13 protein-coding genes and 1 pseudogene are annotated in these 16,840 nt (G+C 72.4%); 11 read left to right on the top strand and 3 right to left on the bottom strand.

The window, feature by feature from the left end:
• Positions 1–21: 21 nt before the first annotated feature.
• Positions 22–381, bottom strand: a complete 360-nt coding sequence (locus tag JQN84_RS03285) for a YraN family protein (RefSeq protein WP_204956879.1) — start codon at positions 379–381, stop codon at positions 22–24.
• A gap of 233 nt (positions 382–614) precedes the next feature.
• Here JQN84_RS03285 and JQN84_RS03290 point away from each other — a divergent pair, with 233 nt between their 5' ends.
• The 8 genes from JQN84_RS03290 to JQN84_RS03325 all read left to right on the top strand — a co-directional run bounded on the left by JQN84_RS03290 (position 615) and on the right by JQN84_RS03325 (position 9,816).
• Positions 615–1,850, top strand: a complete 1,236-nt coding sequence (locus JQN84_RS03290) for a hypothetical protein (RefSeq protein ID WP_372445884.1) — start codon at positions 615–617, stop codon at positions 1,848–1,850.
• A 397-nt stretch (positions 1,851–2,247) separates the two neighbouring features.
• Positions 2,248–3,105, top strand: coding sequence for a 30S ribosomal protein S2 (gene rpsB, locus JQN84_RS03295; protein WP_204956881.1), 858 nt, complete (start codon positions 2,248–2,250; stop codon positions 3,103–3,105).
• 131 nt (positions 3,106–3,236) lie between these two features.
• Positions 3,237–4,064, top strand: coding sequence for a translation elongation factor Ts (gene tsf / locus JQN84_RS03300; RefSeq protein WP_204956882.1), 828 nt, complete (start codon positions 3,237–3,239; stop codon positions 4,062–4,064).
• Between the two features lie 168 nt (positions 4,065–4,232).
• A complete protein-coding gene (gene pyrH / locus JQN84_RS03305) occupies positions 4,233–5,000 on the top strand; it encodes a UMP kinase (RefSeq protein WP_239484643.1) in 768 nt (255 codons plus the stop codon).
• A gap of 86 nt (positions 5,001–5,086) precedes the next feature.
• On the top strand, positions 5,087–5,644 hold the full coding sequence (gene frr, locus JQN84_RS03310) for a ribosome recycling factor (RefSeq protein ID WP_204956883.1): 558 nt from the start codon (positions 5,087–5,089) through the stop codon (positions 5,642–5,644).
• A gap of 361 nt (positions 5,645–6,005) precedes the next feature.
• A complete protein-coding gene (locus JQN84_RS03315; RefSeq protein WP_204956884.1) occupies positions 6,006–7,277 on the top strand; it encodes a phosphatidate cytidylyltransferase in 1,272 nt (423 codons plus the stop codon).
• Between the two features lie 104 nt (positions 7,278–7,381).
• The gene (rlmN, locus tag JQN84_RS03320) at positions 7,382–8,557 is read left to right on the top strand and encodes a dual-specificity RNA methyltransferase RlmN (protein ID WP_204956885.1); all 1,176 of its coding nucleotides are present in this window, start codon (positions 7,382–7,384) and stop codon (positions 8,555–8,557) included.
• Positions 8,557–9,816: a DivIVA domain-containing protein gene (locus JQN84_RS03325; RefSeq protein WP_204956886.1), complete on the top strand. Its 1,260-nt coding sequence runs from the start codon at positions 8,557–8,559 to the stop codon at positions 9,814–9,816. The genes rlmN and JQN84_RS03325 overlap by 1 nt, the downstream gene beginning before the upstream one ends.
• A 69-nt stretch (positions 9,817–9,885) precedes the next feature.
• On the opposite strand, the gene JQN84_RS03330 is transcribed toward JQN84_RS03325, so the two are convergent.
• Positions 9,886–10,107 (bottom strand): DUF2631 domain-containing protein, encoded by a 222-nt coding sequence (locus JQN84_RS03330; protein ID WP_204956887.1) that lies wholly within the window; start codon positions 10,105–10,107, stop codon positions 9,886–9,888.
• A 261-nt stretch (positions 10,108–10,368) separates the two neighbouring features.
• Between JQN84_RS03330 and JQN84_RS03335 the strand changes: the two genes are divergently transcribed.
• Both JQN84_RS03335 and JQN84_RS03340 read left to right on the top strand, forming a co-directional pair.
• On the top strand, positions 10,369–11,910 hold the full coding sequence (locus JQN84_RS03335; RefSeq protein ID WP_204956888.1) for a Rieske 2Fe-2S domain-containing protein: 1,542 nt from the start codon (positions 10,369–10,371) through the stop codon (positions 11,908–11,910).
• 151 nt (positions 11,911–12,061) lie between these two features.
• Positions 12,062–12,742 carry a TMEM175 family protein gene (locus JQN84_RS03340; RefSeq protein WP_307820981.1) on the top strand — a complete coding sequence of 227 codons (681 nt, stop codon included), beginning with the start codon at positions 12,062–12,064 and terminating at the stop codon, positions 12,740–12,742.
• A gap of 42 nt (positions 12,743–12,784) precedes the next feature.
• Here JQN84_RS03340 and JQN84_RS03345 read toward each other — a convergent pair whose 3' ends face one another.
• Complete coding sequence (locus JQN84_RS03345; protein ID WP_204956890.1) at positions 12,785–14,386, bottom strand: phytoene desaturase family protein; 1,602 nt, start codon at positions 14,384–14,386, stop codon at positions 12,785–12,787.
• Between the two features lie 436 nt (positions 14,387–14,822).
• On the opposite strand from JQN84_RS03345, the pseudogene JQN84_RS03350 reads away from it, so the two are divergent.
• Positions 14,823–16,838: pseudogene (locus JQN84_RS03350) on the top strand (MMPL family transporter); the annotation flags it as partial.
• Between the last annotated feature and the right edge of the window lie 2 nt (positions 16,839–16,840).

The raw sequence follows: 16,840 nt of genomic DNA on the forward strand, positions 1-16,840 counted from the left end.
CGTCCCGGCTCCCGCCGGTCATCAGAAGGCCCCCTTGAGGTGCTCGACCCGGGCCGGCCCGGCCGATGGCAGCCGAACCGACAGGACGTCGAACCGGATCTCGTCGGCGGTGGTCCCGGTCTCGGCCAACCAGCGGACGGCGAGCCCGCGCAACCGTCGGGCCTTGGCCGGGACGACCGCCTCGGCGGGACTGCCGTAGGTGTCCCCCCGGCGGGTCTTCACCTCGCAGAAGGCGAGTACCGGGCCGTCCCAGGCGATGACGTCGATCTCGCCCGCGCGGCAGCGCCAGTTGCGGGCCACCGGGCGCAGCCCGGCCCCGATCAGATGGCGTACGGCGCACCGTTCGCCGTACGCGCCGATCGCCTGGTTCCGGTTGGTCATGACCGCCAGGGTCCGGGTGGTGGTGGGCGGGACGCGACCCCCGTGGTCCCGGCTGTGGACAACCCGGGGGCCTGTGGACGAACGGACGATCAAGGCCGCGACGTGCTATGGAAACCCGGATATGCCCTGCTCCGGGGTGGGTCGGCCACCGGGGATGATCCGTCCGATCGGTCCTGCCGAGCGGCCCGACCTGCGAATGGCGTCGGACGGGTCGGTCGCATACGGTGCCGGACGTGGACGCACGACGGAGCTACCCCGAAGATCAGGAGTCGCGTTGGTACCCGGCCGGCCGGGACCGCGCATACGACGACCCGGACTGGCGGACGGCGAGCGGGGTGCGCCGGTACGACGAGTTGCGCACACCCGACCAGCGGGCCGCCGAAGAGGGCCGGTACGCGGACGCGAACCGCCTCGATCCGGGGCGCTTCGACGCGGCCGACCCGTTGGGTGACGGTGGGGGCGACTCCGCCGGATACCGGCCGACCAGGCTCCGTCGGGACGAACCGGAGGTATCCGGTGAACTTCCCACCGACCGGGTGGGTCGACGGGCCGCCCGCGAGGCCGGCGTCGCCGACTCCGGTCCGCTCGGGGACACCGGCACGGGAGCGCTCGGCGGCTCGCCCCGGGGCATCGGCGACACCGGGACCGGCCGTCTGACGGACACCGGCCTGGGGCGGAGTGTGGGTGACACCGGGACCGGCCGTCTGACGGACACCGGCCTGGGGCGGAGCGTGGGTGACACCGGGACCGGCCCGCTCGGCGTGGCCCGGTCGAGCGGCGACACCGGTGTCGGGGCGCTCGGTGGCCTCCCGGTACGGGGTGCCGGTGACACCGGGGCGGGCCTGCTGACCGGCCCCGGGGTGGACCGGGGTGGCGGCGACCCGGGCCGGTCGGGTGGTGCCGGTCGGCTCGGCGCGGCTGACGGCGGCACGGGTCGGTTCGCCGCCGACTCCGGCGTGCTGGGGGTCGGCGGGGCCGGTCCGCTGGCCGGCTCCGAGCCGGCCCGGCCGGCGGCGCTGGGCAACTATCCGATCGTCGAACCGAACCGGTCGGCCGAGCCCTCCCCGTTGGAGGTGCCGACCGGCCCGATGACGCCGGTCGTGCCCCGTCCCGACGGCGTGGCCGGCCCCGACGGGGCGTACCGGACGGGTGGGCCGGCCTCCGACGGCGTGTACCGCACCCGGCGGCCGGCGCTGGCGGCGCTGCTGGGCCTGTCGGTGCTGGTCTTCGAGATCCCGGCGCTGCGGGTGCTGCTGCACGGCCTGACCGGCGATCCGGTCCCGGTGTCACACGTCGTCGTGGGCATCTTCCTGGTGGTCGGGTTGCCGATCTTCGCCGGTGGCCTGTACGGGTTGCGTGCCGGCGGGCTGGCGATGGCCGACGGCGACCGGGGCTGGCTGCGCCCGCCGACCGCCTACCTCACCGTCGGGCTGGTCCTCTTCGTCGCCGCCGCACTGGCCGCCCGCTGACCCCCTGCACCGTCCGGCGTGCCACCACCGCCGGGACCGCCGGTGCGCGGGAAGCCCGCCCATACCCCACCAGCCGGGACCGGTCGATGCGGGGGGAAACAGGCCCACCTGCCGGGACCGGTCGATGCGGGGGGAAACAGGCCCACCAGCCGCCCGTGCCGGGGCCGTCCTTTCGCCGGAGGGGAGCCCGGGGCCGGGTGGCGGGGTGGGGGCGTACACTGGGCTCTTGGCGACCGCCTTGCGCGGTCGACCTCGCGTGCCCTCCCCACGTCTCGTCGTGGGGCGACGGCCTCCCTGGTCCCGATCCCGTCGGGCCCACCATGGCCGGCGACCAGGCGCCAGGACGCCCGGCCACCGGTCGGGCGGAACAACCAGGGATCTTGAGGAGTACCCCACCATGGCCGTCGTGACCATGCGTCAGCTGCTGGAGAGCGGTGTCCACTTCGGGCACCAGACCCGGCGCTGGAACCCGAAGATGAAGCGCTTCATCATGACCGAGCGCAACGGCATCTACATCATCGACCTGCGCCAGACCCTCGACTACATCGAGAAGGCGTACGACTTCGTGCGCAACACGGTGGCCGAGGGCGGCAGCATCCTGTTCGTCGGCACCAAGAAGCAGGCTCAGGAGGCCATCTCCGAGCAGGCGACCCGGGTCGGTCAGCCGTACGTCAACCACCGCTGGCTCGGTGGCATGCTGACCAACTTCCAGACGGTGTACAAGCGGCTGCAGCGGATGAAGGAGCTGGAGGCGCTGGGTGACCTGACCGGCACCGCCGCCGGCTACACCAAGAAGGAGACCCTTCAGCTGTTCCGCGAGAAGACCAAGCTCACCAAGACCCTCGGTGGTCTGCGGGACATGCAGAAGCTCCCGGCCGCGGTCTGGATCGTCGACACCAAGAAGGAGCACATCGCCGTCGACGAGGCCCGCAAGCTGGGCATCCCGGTGATCGCGGTGCTGGACACCAACTGCGACCCGGACGAGGTCGACTTCCCGATCCCGGGCAACGACGACGCGATCCGCTCCGCCGAGCTGCTGACCAAGGTCGTGGCCGCCGCCGTCGCCGATGGTCTGATCGCCCGTTCCGGCCGGCGTCGTGGTGGCGACGAGAAGCCGGAGGGCCAGGTCGGCAGCGACGAGCCGCTGACCGAGTGGGAGCGCGAGCTGCTCGAGCCGAAGAAGGCCGAGGAGCCGGCTGCCGCCGAGCAGCCCGCCGTCACCACCGAGCAGCCGGCCACCGCCGCCGCCGAGTGACCGCGCCGCCGCATCCCGCCGCCGGTTCGGGCGGCGGGATGCGGCGGTCACTGCCGGCAGCTCCGGCCCCGGGGCCGGGTTGCCCGCCACCTCAGACCACCCACCGCAGTCTCAACACCGAAGAGAGAGTCATGTCCAACTTCACCGCCGCGGACGTCAAGAAGCTCCGCGACCTCACCGGCGCCGGCATGATGGACTGCAAGAAGGCGCTCACCGAGGCTGAGGGCGACTTCGACAAGGCCGTCGAGATCCTGCGCGTCAAGGGCGCCAAGGACGTTGGCAAGCGGGCCGGCCGGACCGCCGCCAACGGCCTCGTCGCGCACTCCGGCAAGGCGCTGCTGGAGCTCAACTGCGAGACCGACTTCGTGGCCAAGACCGACGCGTTCGTCGCGCTGGCCCAGCAGTTGGTCGAGCACGGGGAGCGCAGCGGCGTCGGCACCGCCGAGGAACTGCTCGCCACCGAGCTGGACGGCAAGACCGTCGCCGACCTGATCCAGGAGCAGTCCGCCAAGATCGGCGAGAAGCTGGTGCTGAACCGCTTCGCCAAGCTCGACGGCACCGTCGCGGTCTACCTGCACCGCAAGAGCCAGGACCTGCCGCCGGCCGTCGGCGTGCTGGTGGAGTACACCGGCAAGTCCGACGAGGCCGCCGACGCCGACGCCCGGGGCACCGCGATGCAGATCGCCGCGATGCGCCCGAAGTACGTCACCCGCGACGAGGTGCCGGCCGAGGTCGTCGAGTCCGAGCGGCGCATCGCCGAGCAGACCGCCCGCGAGGAGAACAAGCCCGAGGCGGCCCTGCCGAAGATCGTCGAGGGCCGGGTGAACGCCTTCTTCAAGGACTACGTCCTGATCGAGCAGGCGTCGGTCTCCGACAACAAGAAGACCGTCAAGCAGGTGCTGACCGAGGCGGGCATCGAGGTGACCCGCTTCGTCCGGTTCGAGGTCGGCCAGGCCTGAGCCGCCACCGTCCGGGCGCGTTGCGCGCCGGGACGGGCACGCAACGTCGACGAGGAGGCCGCTGGTGTACGCGACAGGCACCGCGGCCTCCTCGTCACATAGGGTCGGCATCGGGCAGGTACGCGGTGACGCGGCGCGGTCGACGCGCGCGCGGGAGGGGCGGGGCGGATGACGCAGGTTGTGAACGACCGGAGCCTGGAGGCGGACGACCCGACGGCGCCGCCGCCCGGCCGTGCCCGTCGGGTGGTGCTGAAGCTCTCCGGTGAGGTCTTCGGCGGTGGGGCGATCGGTGTCGACCCCGACGTCGTGCAGGCCATCGCCCGGCAGATCGCCACCGTGGTCCGCCGTGGTGTGCAGGTCTCCGTGGTGGTCGGTGGCGGCAACTTTTTCCGCGGTGCGGAGTTGCAGAAGCGCGGCATGGACCGGGCCCGCGCCGACTACATGGGCATGCTCGGCACCGTGATGAACTGCCTGGCGTTGCAGGATTTCCTGGAGAAGGAGGGCATCGAGACGCGCGTGCAGAGCGCGATCACGATGGCCCAGGTCGCCGAGCCGTACATTCCGCTGCGGGCGATCCGGCACCTGGAGAAGGGTCGGGTGGTCATCTTCGGGGCCGGTGCCGGGATGCCGTACTTCTCCACCGACACGGTGGCCGCCCAGCGGGCACTGGAGATCCGCGCCGACGTGGTGCTGATGAGCAAGAACGGCGTGGACGGCGTCTACAGCGCCGACCCCCGGATCGACCCGGCCGCCAGCAAGTTCGACTCGATCACCTTCTCCGAGGTGTTGCAGCGAAACCTGCGGGTGGCCGACGCGGCGGCGTTCAGCCTCTGCATGGAGAACGGGCTGCCGATGCTGGTCTTCGGCGCCCAGGGCGAGGACACGATCATCCGGGCGGTCGGCGGCGACAAGATCGGTACGCTGATCACCGCCTGACCGATCCCGCCGGCCACCGCAGCGGTCCTCCGCATCAGATCAGCAGATCAGCCCACGACGAGCAACAGAAGGAGGCGAGGAGACCGGTGATCGACGACACCCTCCTCGAGGCCGAGGAAAAGATGGAGCGTGCGGTCGAGCACGCCAAGGAGGAGTTCGGCGCCATCCGTACCGGTCGCGCCAACGCCGCCATGTTCTCCAAGGTCGTCATCGACTACTACGGCACGCCCACCCCGCTGCCCCAGATGGCGTCCATCGGGGTGCCGGAGCCGCGCATGGTCATCATCAAGCCGTACGACAACTCGCAGATCAACGCCATGGAGAAGGCGATCCGCGACTCGGATCTCGGGTTGAACCCGAACAACGAGGGCAACCAGCTGCGCATCCTGCTCCCGCAGATGACCGAGGAACGCCGCCGCGAAATGATCAAGGTGGCCCGGCACAAGGGTGAGGAAGCCAAGGTGGCGGTCCGCAACATCCGCCGCAAGGGCAAGGAAGAGCTGGACCGGCTGGTCAAGGACGGCGAGGTCGGCGAGGACGACGGCCGCCGCGCCGAGAAGGAACTCGACGACCTGACCCAGCGGTACGTCGCCACCGTCGACGAGCTGGTCAAGCACAAGGAGTCGGAGCTGCTCGAAGTCTGATCTCCCGGCTGCCACGGCACCGGCGCGGCACCGCCTCACGGCGGCGTCGCTCCGGTGCCGTCGTCGTCGAGGGGCACCGGCCGGCGGGCCACCACGCGGGGGCCCACCGGTTCCGTGCGGTGACGGGCCGACGGCACGGGGCGTCGGTCGGGCGGCACGGACGCCACCGCTGGCCGCCGGGCCCGGCGTCCACCGTGCCCGGCCGGCCCGTGCAGTAGGCTCGGCACGATTCCCGGCCACCGGGCGGTGAACGGCGGGGATCGACCGGCCGTCGGGCCGGTCAACCGACGTTGTCACGCGGGTAGGGGATGGTTGTGGTCTTGCGTCATGTGGTGGCACTCGTACCGTCGTCCGGCACGTGATGTCCCCCCTCGACCCCTACAGCGGCACCGAGCCCCGTGGTTGGGAGCGGTCCGACAGTCCCCCGGCGCTGCCCTGGCCGGACCGGGAGGTCGAACCGTGGTCCCCCCGGCAGTCAGGCACCGAGCTGTCCGCGGTGCCGCAGGCCCCGCCCCGGCCCCCCGTGCGTCGGCACGACGAGTCGCCTGACGGTCCGTACGATCCGGCGGCCGGCCGGCCGTTCGCCGACGACACCCCGACCTCGCAGCTGCCCCCGGTCCGCGCCGACGAGGCCCCGACCGCCCACCTGACGCCGGTCCGCGACGACGCCGCGCCCACCTCGCCGTTCGTCCCGGTCCGCGACGACGCCGCCCGGCCGGGGGACGACGCCGACCCGCCGGAGCCGCCGCCCGGCCGGCGGTCCCCGGGGCGGCGGCGGGCCAGCGCCGACCGGCCGGCCACCCCGCAGCCGTCGACCGGCCGGGCCGGACGCAACCTGCCGGCCGCGATCGGGGTCGGTCTCGGGCTCGGTGCGCTGGTCCTGGTGCCGCTGTTCTTCTTCCTCCCCGGTTTCCTGGCCGTGCTGGCCGCCGCGATCGGGGTCGGCATCTGGGAGATGGCCCGCGCGGTGCGGCGCAGCGGCGCCCATCCGCCGCTGGTGCCGCTGCTCGCCGGTGGCGTGCTCACCATCGGGCTGGCCTGGTTCGCCGGCCCGGATGCGCTCAGCCTGGGCCTGCTGGTCACCGTGCTGGGCACGATGATCTGGCGGTTGGGGGACGGCCCGGCCGGTTTCCAACGGGACATCACCGCGGCCACCCTGATCGCTGTCTACGTGCCGTTCCTGGGCGGTTTCGCGGCGCTGCTCGCGGCTGCCCCCGGCGACGGACACCTGCGGGTGCTGGTCACGGTGGTCGGCGTGGTGCTCTCCGACACCGGCGGGTACGCCGCCGGGGCGAACTTCGGCAAGCATCCGATGGCGCCGCGGATCAGCCCGAAGAAGTCCTGGGAGGGGTTCGCCGGTTCGCTCGTCGCGGCGGCTGTCGGCAGTGCCCTGCTGCTCTGGCTGCTCTTCGACGTGGCTCCCTGGTGGGGCGCGCTGTTCGGCATGGCGGTCTCGGTGGCGGCGGTGCTGGGCGACCTCGCCGAGTCCATGATCAAGCGGGATCTGGGCGTGAAGGACATGAGCAGCCTGTTGCCGGGGCACGGGGGGCTGATGGACCGGCTGGACTCGATTCTGTTCGCCGTACCCACCGCCTATCTGCTGCTGGCGGTCCTCGTTCCGGTGGTGGGCTGAGGGATGAATCACGCCGTACCACCCGGGCGGTCCCGGCGGTGGCTGTCGATTCGGCACCTCCGGCCGGGCGGCTGCGGCACACGGCGTGACAGACTGGACCAGCCATGACGAGCCTGCCTGTGATCCCCGTTGACCCCGACGCCCCCGGCCGCCGCCCGGCGATGCCGCCCCGGCACCTCGCCGATCTCGATCTGCCGGGCCGCAGGGCGCTCGTCACCGAGCTGGGTGAGCCGGCCTTCCGGGCCCGGCAGATCTCCCACCACTACTTCGGTCGGCTGGTCCGCGACCCGGCCGAGATGACCGATCTGCCGGCGGCCAGCCGGGACCGGCTGGCCGGGGCGCTGCTGCCCCGGCTGCTCACCCCGGTCCGCGAGTTGGCCTGCGACGACGGCGCCACCCGCAAGGCGCTGTGGCGGCTGCACGACGGTTCGCTGGTGGAGAGCGTGCTGATGGGCTACCCGGACCGGGTGACCGTCTGCATCTCCAGCCAGGCGGGGTGCGGGATGGCCTGCCCGTTCTGCGCCACCGGCCAGGCCGGGCTGACCCGTAACCTGTCCGCCGCCGAGATCGTCGACCAGGCGGTCTACCTGGCCGGGGTCGCCGCCTCGGGCGCGGTGGCCGGGTCGCCGCCCCGGCTTTCCCACGTCGTGTTCATGGGGATGGGTGAGCCGTTGGCCAACTACTCCCGGGTCGTCACGGCGATCCGGCGGCTGGTCGCGCCGGCCCCCGAGGGGTTGGGTCTGTCGCAGCGTCACATCACCGTCTCCACGGTCGGCCTGGTGCCTGCCATCCGCCGACTGGCCAGCGAAGACCTCTCGGTGACCCTTGCGTTGTCGCTGCACGCGCCCGATGATGAGCTGCGCGACGAACTCGTGCCGGTCAACCAGCGCTGGAAGGTAGCCGAGGTGCTGGACGCAGCGTGGGACTACGCGGCGACGACGGGGCGCCGGGTGTCGATCGAGTACGCGATGATCAAGGACGTGAACGATCAACCGTGGCGGGCCGACCTGCTCGGACGCCTGTTGGCCGGTCGGTCGGCGCACGTCAACCTCATCCCGCTCAATCCGACGCCGGGCAGCCGGTGGGACGCCAGCTCCAAGCCGGTGGAACGGGAGTTCGTCAGAAGGTTACGCGAGTCCGGCGTGTCCACCACGGTGCGTGACACCCGGGGGCGTGAGATCGACGGTGCGTGCGGGCAGTTGGCTGCGGCGGGGGACAGTGACAGCGAGGCGGCGCGTGGGGCGCGACCGGGCGTAGCGGTACGAGACCAGGAGACATAGTGGCGAGTCAGGGTCAGCGTTTCCGGCGTAAGGCGCTCCGCCGGGGCTACAAGGTCGACGAGGTCGACGCCTTCCTGGATCGGGTTGAGGCGACCCTCGCCGGTCAGCCGGTCGGTGCTCCGGTGGCCTCCCAGGAGGTGCACGACGTCGTCTTCCGGGTCCGCTTCAACGGCTACGACGAGTGGCAGGTCGACCTGCACCTGGACCGGGTGGAGCGGCAGTTGGCCGAGCTGGAGGAGCGGTCCACCCCGAGTGGCCGCGGTGCCGACCCACGCGGCGCGGACCGACTCGCCCCGCCGATGCGTGACGACCACCGGGGCCTCCCGCCGGCCCCAGCGCCGATGCCGCCGCGTGCCATGCCGGCGCAGCCCGGCCCGCCCGACCGTTACGGCAGCCGCTACGACGAGCCGACGGGTGCCTTCGCCGGTGGCTACGACGCCCCTCGTGGCGGCTACGACGCCCCGCGCGGCCAGTTGGGGCCGGGTACGGGTGGGCCGCACGGTCCGGGTGGGCCGATGGGCCCCGGTCCGGGTGGGCCGATGGGACACGGCGGTCCGCCGCCGCGTGGCCTGCCGGCCGGTCCGGGCAGTGGCTACGGGCCCCCCGACGAGCAGCGGTTCGACGGGTTCGAGGCCGGTCGGCACGGCCGCGCCGACATGACCGCCGAGATCCGGATGTCGGACCGGGACCGGATGCCCGAGCGGGACCGGTTGCCCGAGCGGGACCGCATGCTGGACCGGGACCGGATGCCCGAGCGGGACCGCATGCCGGACCGGATGGCCGAGCACGACCGCATGCTGGACCGGATGCCCGAGCACGACCGGATGCCCGAGCGGGACCGGATGCTTGAGCGCGACCCACGGGACATGCGTGGCCGGGGCCCGGTGGGCCCGCCGCCGATGCCGCCGCAGCCGCTGGGTGGTCCGCCGCTGGGTGGCCCGCCCGCGCCGATGGGTCCGCCGGTCGGTGGCCCGCCGATGGTGGGCCCGCCGATGGCCGGCCCGCCGGGCAGCGAGCTGTACCGGGTCGACCAGATCCGACGCAGCTTCCAGGTGCGCCGGTTCGGCAGCGGGTACGACCCGGACCAGGTGGACCGGTTCTTCGAGAGCCTGCTCGGGGGCATGCAGGGCCGCAACCAGATGCCGGTGAACCCGAAGGACCTGGACACGTTGCGCTTTCCGCTGGTGCCGGGCGGCTACTTCGAGGCCGAGGTCGACGCCGCGCTCAAGGACGTGCAGGACATCCTCTTCGGCAGGTGATCCACCACACGTGACGAGGGCCCATCCCCGGCCGGGGATGGGCCCTCGTGGCGTTGCGGGGGCGGTGCGTCAGGAGCGCAGCCCGCTGCGACGCAGCACGGCGTCACCGACGACGATCGCCAGCAACAGCACGGCCAGGCCGACCAGCCAGATCTCCTCGACCTTGCCCTCGTGGTTGCCGCACAGCATCGCCAGCAGCGCCAACGCGGAGAGCACCGCGCCGATCCGCCCGGCCTTGCGGTGCCCGGGCCTGTGCTGATCTGGCGCGGTTACCGGCTCGCTTCCTGCCACTGTCGGTCCTTCCCTCGCGATCGGATCTCCGGTTAGTCTGGCACGCCCCGCCCCGGGCCCGGTGCGGGGTCCGCCCTGCTGGGGGCGCGCTGCGGCGCAGGACCACGCGACCGGGTGGGCGGCTGGCCGGGGCGGCACCCGGGCCGATGGACCCCTTCCCGGTGGGGCGGGTCGGCTCTACCGGCGTCGCGGGCCGTCGACCACACTGCCTCCGGTAGCGTTCTGACGTACACCTTGATTGTCTGTTTGAGGGGGACTGCGGTGCGAGTGACCGGTACGGGACACGCCAGCATGCGGATCGACACGGCTGCGGGCAGCATCCTGTGCGACCCGTGGGTCAATCCGGCCTACTTCGCCTCGTGGTTCCCGTTCCCCGACAACTCCCTGCTCGACTGGGAGACCCTGGGCCGGGTCGACTACCTGTACGTGTCGCACCTGCACCGGGACCACTTCGACGCCAAGCACCTGCGCGAGTTCGTGAGTAAGGACGCCACCGTCCTGCTGCCCGAGTTCCCCACCTCCGAGATGGAGGACGAGCTGCGGGCGCTGGGCTTCACGAAGTTCCTGCGGGCCCCCAACGAGCAGGTGGTGGAGCTGGACGGCGGCCTGAAGATCATGATTCAGGCGTTGACCAGCCCGACCGACGGCCCGATCGGCGACTCGTCGCTCTGGGTGGAGTACGACGGGGTCCGGCTGCTCAACCAGAACGACGCCCGCCCCACCGACCTGACCGTCTTCGCCGAGCTGGGCCACGTGCACGCGCACCTGCTCCAGTTCTCGGGCGCGATCTGGTACCCGATGGTCTACGAGCTGCCGCAGGCGGCCAAGACCGCGTTCGGCAAGCAGAAGCGGGAGCGGCAGTTCGACCGCACCTGGCGTTACATCGACGACCTGAAGGCCGATCACGTCTTCCCGATCGCCGGCCCGCCGTGCTTCCTCGACGACGCGCTGTGGCAGTTCAACGACATCCACGGCGACGAGGGCAACATCTTCCCGGACCAGTCGGTGTTCCTGTCCGAGTACGCGAAGGTCGGCGGCACCAACGGCATCGTGCTGCTGCCGGGCAGCGTCGCCGAGGTGACCACCTCCGGCGCGACCACCACCCACCCGCAGCCGGTCGAGGAGTTCTTCGCCAACAAGAAGGCCCACCTGGAGGAGATGCGGGAGCGTAAGCGCGGCGTCATCGAGGCCGAGAAGGCGTCCTGGCGGCACCCCGAGATCGATGTCCTGGCCGGGATGAAGCGCCGGATCGAGCCGCTGCTCGACGAGTCGATCTACCTGGCCAAGGGGGTCGGCGGCCCGGTCCGCTTCGACCTGGTCGGCTACGACGGTTCCGAGATCGAGTCGATCGTCGTGGACTTCCCGGGCAAGCAGGTCCGGCCGTACGCCGAGGAGAAGGTCCGGTACCGGTTCCGTACCGAGCGGGCGCTGATCGAGCACCTGCTGTACATCGACGAGGTTGACTGGGTCAACTCGCTCTTCCTGTCCTGCCGGTTCTCGGCGGCCCGGATCGGGCAGTACAACGAGTTCGTCTACGCCTTCTTCAAGTGCCTGTCCACCGAGCGCCTCCAGTACGCCGAGGGCTGGTACGACGAGCACGAGCGGGCCGTCGACGCCGAGGACGTCACCCTGGGCGACTGGGTGGTGCAGCGCCGCTGCCCGCACCTGAAGGCGGACCTGACCCGGTTCGGCATCGTCGAGGGCGACCAGCTCACCTGCCAGCTGCACGGCTGGAAGTTCGACCTGCCCTCCGGCCGCTGCCTGACCAGCGTCGGCCACAAGATCCGCGCCACCCGCCCCTAACCCCCTCCCGTCCCCCACCCCCGTCCCACCCCCGTTTCCGGCGATCATGGAGTTGTGCTGGGCCACAGAGGCCCTGAACCGGCACATCCCGGGCACCACAACTCCATGATCGACACAGGCAATGGAGGGGGGAGGGTGGGAGGTGAGGGGGGTGGGGGGTGAGGGGGAGGAGGACGAGTATGAGTTTGGGCATCGGCGGGAGAAGGAGCGGGACGCGTCGCGGGTGGAGGCGTTCAGCGACGCGGTGATCGCGATCGTGCTCACCCTGATGGCGGTGGAGCTGCTCCAACTCAGCCCGCAGCGGCCCGAGGGGCAGGATCTGCCCGGGGCGCTGTTCCACGAGTGGCCCGCCTACCTGGCGTACGTGATCACGTTCGTGATCGTCGGGCAGGTCTGGCTGACCCACCACAACATGTGGCGGTACGTGGTCAAGGTCGACCAGTTGCTGCTCGTGCTCAACCTGCTGTTGCTGCTGTTCGTGGCGGCGATCCCGTTCGCGGCCAGCCTGCTCGCCGACAACCTGCGGGGCACCGTCGCCGACCAGCGGCTGACCGCCGCGCTCTACGTGGGCACGGTGCTCGGTGAGGCGCTGTTCTTCAACCTGAGCTGGTGGTGGGCCCGCCGCCGCCGGCTGCTCGACCCGGGGCTGGACCCCCGGCTGGCCCGCGCCGTGGCCCGCCGGTTCCTGCTCGGTCCGGTGCTCTACGTGGTCGCGTTCGGCATCTCCTTCGTCGACCCGGTGCTCAGCCTCGCGGCGTACTTCCTGCTCACCGGGCTCTACCTGATCCGGGGTCCGGGCGACCTGCCGTCCTCCCGCCCGGCCCCCACGTGAGCGGGGGCACGGGCCGGGCGGGTGTCAGCGGCCGGGCGGGTGTCAGCGGCCCAGGTCGGCGAGGATGCGCTGGGCGGCGTTGTGGCCGGCCGCGCCGATCACGCTGCCCGCCGGGTGGCAGCCGGCACTGCCCGCGTACACCCCGTCGATGCCGGTGGCGTACGGCATCCGGTCGGTGAACGAGACGGTGTTGTCGACGTGGTGGATGTGCCCGCCGGTGATGCCGAAGTGCGCCTCGATGCCGGGCGGCGGCAGCGGCACCGCGTCGGCGATCAGGTCACCGGTGCCCGGGGCGTACCGTTCGCAGATCTCCACCAGCCGGGTGACGTAGCCGGGCAGCGCGGTGTCCCAGTCGGTGCCGGCCAACGTGTAGGGCACCGACTGGACGAACAGCGCCGACGAGTGGTGCCCGGCCGGGTCGGACAGCGACGGGTCGACGGTGGTGTGCAGGTACCACTCGATGGTCGGTTCGTCGGGCAGCCGCCCGGCCTGCACGTCGGCCCACATCGCCCGCAGCGCCGCCATCGGCGACTCGCCGCCGGCCCCGACCAGCGACGCCGACCCGGGCAGCAGGTGGATGGTGGACCCGAACGGGCTGGGCGCGTCGGCCGGTAGGCAGGAGAAGCGGGGCAGCCCGGTCAGCGCCAGGTTGAGCTTGAGGGTGGTGCCGGGCCGGCGGACCGCCGCCATCCGCGCGCCCAGCTCCGCCGGCAGCGCGCCGTCGGGCACCAGCTCCATCAGCCGGTACGGGTCACACGCGCCGAGCACCACCTCGGCGGCGACCTCCCGACCGTCGGCGAGCCGGACGCCCGACGCCGCGCCCCCGGACAGGGTGACGGCGTCGACCCGGGCACCGGTCAGGATGGTCGCCCCGGCCGACCGGGCGGCCTCGGCGAAGGTACGCGAGACGGTGCCCATCCCGCCCTCGGCGATCATCCAGGTGCCGTCCGCGCCGGGCAGCCGGCACATGTTGTGCACCAGGAAGTTGTGGCCGGTGCCGGGGTCGTCGGGGCCGGCGTTGAGGCCGGACAGTCCGTCGGTGACCGCGTACATGCTGACCAGCAGCTCGGAGCGGAAGTCGAAGCGGGCCAGGTAGTCGGCGACGGAACCACGCACCAGGTCGACGAAGACCTGCCGCAGGGCGGGGCGGACGTGGCGTTCGGCGGTCTGCTCCACCGGCAGCGGCTCGGCCAGCCAGGCCGGGGCCAGGTCGGCGCGCAGCTGCGCCAGCTCGGCCTGGAGCGCGTCGTCGGCGGCCACGTCGGCGGGGGAGAAGAACTCGGTGAGCTGCCGCCGGGTCGCCGTGGTGTCGCTGCCGAACAGCAGGTAGGGCGCACCGGGCCCACCCGGGGTGGGCAGGAAGTAGTGCGGGTCGCGGCGCAGCACCGGGATGCGCACGTCGAGGGTGGCGAGCAGCTCCGGCGGCATCAACCCGAGCAGGTACGACCCGGTGGAGTGGCGCAGCGCGGGCACCTTCGGGAACGGGTTCTCGGTGCGGGTGGCCCCGCCGATCACCTCCGCCGCCTCCAGCACCAGCACGTCCAGCCCGGCGCGGGCCAGCAGGACGGCGGAGACCAGCCCGTTGTGCCCCGATCCGACGATCACGACGTCGGCGCGGGACGGCAGCTCACTCGCATCGCTCATGCCTGCGCAGCCTAGTGCGGCGCGGGGCGTGAAGTATGCCGCCTCGACCGGCTGTCGCGGGCCGCCCGGCTGATCCGGGTCGGCCTGCTGACCCGGGCCGGGGTCCGGCTGACCCGGGGCGAGCGGGTGTCGGCAGCATCAGGCGCGGAACACGGTATGCCTGAGCGGCATAAACATGACCCACAGGCATACCGGTCACCACGGGAAGCGGTGCCCCGCCCGCTCCGGCACCCGGGGGCGACCGGCCCGGCCCGTCGAACGTGAACGCTTGTTGCAATAGTGGACGGCGATCGCTGCGGGGCCGACGCCGGCCGGCGGCCCGGAGGCGGGCGACGACGGGTCGGCGGGTCGACGAGGGGAGAGGCCGATGTTCGCCTGGTGGGGGCGGGTGGTGGTGCGCGCCCGTTGGGTGGTGCTGGCCGTCGCCGGGGTGTTGATGGCCGTCGGGGCGACCTGGGGTGCCGGGGTGTTCGGCGAGTTGAGCGGGGGCGGCTTCGACGATCCGTCGAGCGAGTCCAGCCGGACCGTGCAGCGGGTGACCGTCGAACTCGGCCGGCAGGGCGCCGACGTGATCGTCCTGTGGTCCAGCGACACCGTCACCGTCGAGGACCCGCGGTTCCGTGACCCGGTCACCGCCACGGTGGCCGCGCTGCGCCAGCGTGCCGAGGTGGCCGAGGTGACCACCTGGTACGACGCGCCCGCGCCCGCGCTGGTCGCCACCGACCACCGGGCCACCTATGGGCTGGTCAAGCTCACCGGCGGCGACGAGGACGCCCGCTCGGCGCAGTTCACGGCGTTGCGGCCCGCGCTGGACGCACCCGGGCTGCGGACCGACGTCGGCGGGCTGGTGGCGTTCCAGGAGGCGGCCACCACCCAGAGCACCGAGGACATCACCCGGGCCGAGCTGCTGTCCATGCCGGTGCTGCTGGTGCTGCTCGTGTTGATCTTCGGTGGGCTGGTCGCCGCCGGCACCCCGCTGCTCGTGGGTGGGCTGGCCATCCTCGGCGCGTTCATCGCGGTCCGCCTGGTCAACCTGGTCACCGACGTGTCGATCTTCGCGATCAACGTGATCACCCTGATCGGCCTCGGGATGGCGGTGGACTACGCACTGTTCGTGGTCAGCCGGTTCCGGGAGGAGTTGGCCGCCGGTCGGCCCGTCGCCGAGGCGATCCGGCGCACCATGCTCACCGCCGGCCGGACCGTCTTCGTCTCCGGGCTCACCGTCGCGCTCGCCATGGCCAGTTTGTTGATCTTCCCGCAGCCGTTCCTGCGGTCGATGGGCTTCGGCGGGATGGCCGCCGTGCTGATCGCCATGCTGGCCGCGCTCACCGTGCTGCCGGCCCTGCTGGTGGTGCTCGGCCACCGGGTGGACGCGGTGCGCGTACCGCTGCCGTGGCGGCGGGGGTCGCGGGGTGCGCGGCGGGCGGCGGGTGAGCCCGGCGGCGCCTGGGCCCGGATCGCGCGCAGCGTGATGCGCCGGCCGGTGCTGTACCTGGTGGGGGTCGCGGTGCTGCTCGGCGTGCTGGCCACCCCGTTCGCGCGGATCACCTTCGGCGGGGTCGACGAGCGGGTGCTGCCGGCCGACGCCGCACCCCGGGTGGTCTCCGAGCGGATCGCCGCCGAGTTCCCCGGCGGCACGATCGCCCCGGTCGAGGTGCTGGTCTCCGGCGCGTCGGCCGATGCGGTACGCCCGTTCGCCGACCGGATCGCGGCGCTGCCCGGGGTGACCGGGGTGCAGGTCACGGCGGCGAAGGGGGAGTCCACCCTGCTGTCGGTGAGCTACCCGGGGGAGCCGACCGGCGACGCCGCCCGGGACCTGGTGCGGACGCTGCGCGACCTGCCCGGCCCGGCCGGGGCGCAGGTGCTGGTCGGCGGCCGGCCCGCCGCCGACGTCGACCTGCTGGACAGCCTCGGCGACCGGCTGCCGTGGATGGCGCTGCTGATGGCCGGCGCGACCCTGCTGCTGCTCTTCCTCGCCTTCGGCTCGGTGGTGCTGCCGGTCAAGGCGGTGCTGATGAACCTGCTGTCGATCGGCGCGTCGTTCGGCGTGGTGGTCTGGATCTTCCAGGACGGCCACCTGTCCGGGCCGCTCGGCTTCACCTCCACCGGGTTCATCGAGCCGAGCAACCTCATCCTCATGCTCGCGGTGCTGTTCGGGCTGGCCACCGACTACGAGGTGTTCCTGCTCAGCCGGGTCCGCGAGGAGTGGGACCGCACCGGCGACAACACCGCCTCGGTCGCCGCCGGCCTGCAACGCACCGGTCGGATCATCACCGCCGCCGCGCTGCTGCTGATCATCGTGGTGGCCGGCTTCACCACCGGCGGGATGGCCTACATCAAGCTGATCGGCGTCGGCATGATCGTGGCGATCGTGGTGGACGCAACCCTGGTCCGGGCGCTGCTCGTGCCGGCCACCATGCGGCTGCTGGGCCGGTGGAACTGGTGGGCCCCGAC

It is taken from the genome of Micromonospora humidisoli (assembly GCF_016900955.1).
In the GTDB taxonomy this organism is placed as follows: domain Bacteria; phylum Actinomycetota; class Actinomycetes; order Mycobacteriales; family Micromonosporaceae; genus Micromonospora; species Micromonospora wenchangensis.

Bases quoted from the DNA above. Each gene is read 5' to 3' on its own strand.
- pyrH (WP_239484643.1), top strand. From the start codon at position 4,233: ATGACGCAGGTTGTGAACGACCGGAGCCTGGAGGCGGACGACCCGACG.
- rlmN (WP_204956885.1), top strand. From the start codon at position 7,382: ATGACGAGCCTGCCTGTGATCCCCGTTGACCCCGACGCCCCCGGCCGC.
- JQN84_RS03285 (WP_204956879.1), bottom strand. From the start codon at position 381: ATGACCAACCGGAACCAGGCGATCGGCGCGTACGGCGAACGGTGCGCC.
- JQN84_RS03315 (WP_204956884.1), top strand. From the start codon at position 6,006: ATGTCCCCCCTCGACCCCTACAGCGGCACCGAGCCCCGTGGTTGGGAG.
- tsf (WP_204956882.1), top strand. From the start codon at position 3,237: ATGTCCAACTTCACCGCCGCGGACGTCAAGAAGCTCCGCGACCTCACC.
- rpsB (WP_204956881.1), top strand. From the start codon at position 2,248: ATGGCCGTCGTGACCATGCGTCAGCTGCTGGAGAGCGGTGTCCACTTC.
- JQN84_RS03345 (WP_204956890.1), bottom strand. From the start codon at position 14,386: ATGAGCGATGCGAGTGAGCTGCCGTCCCGCGCCGACGTCGTGATCGTC.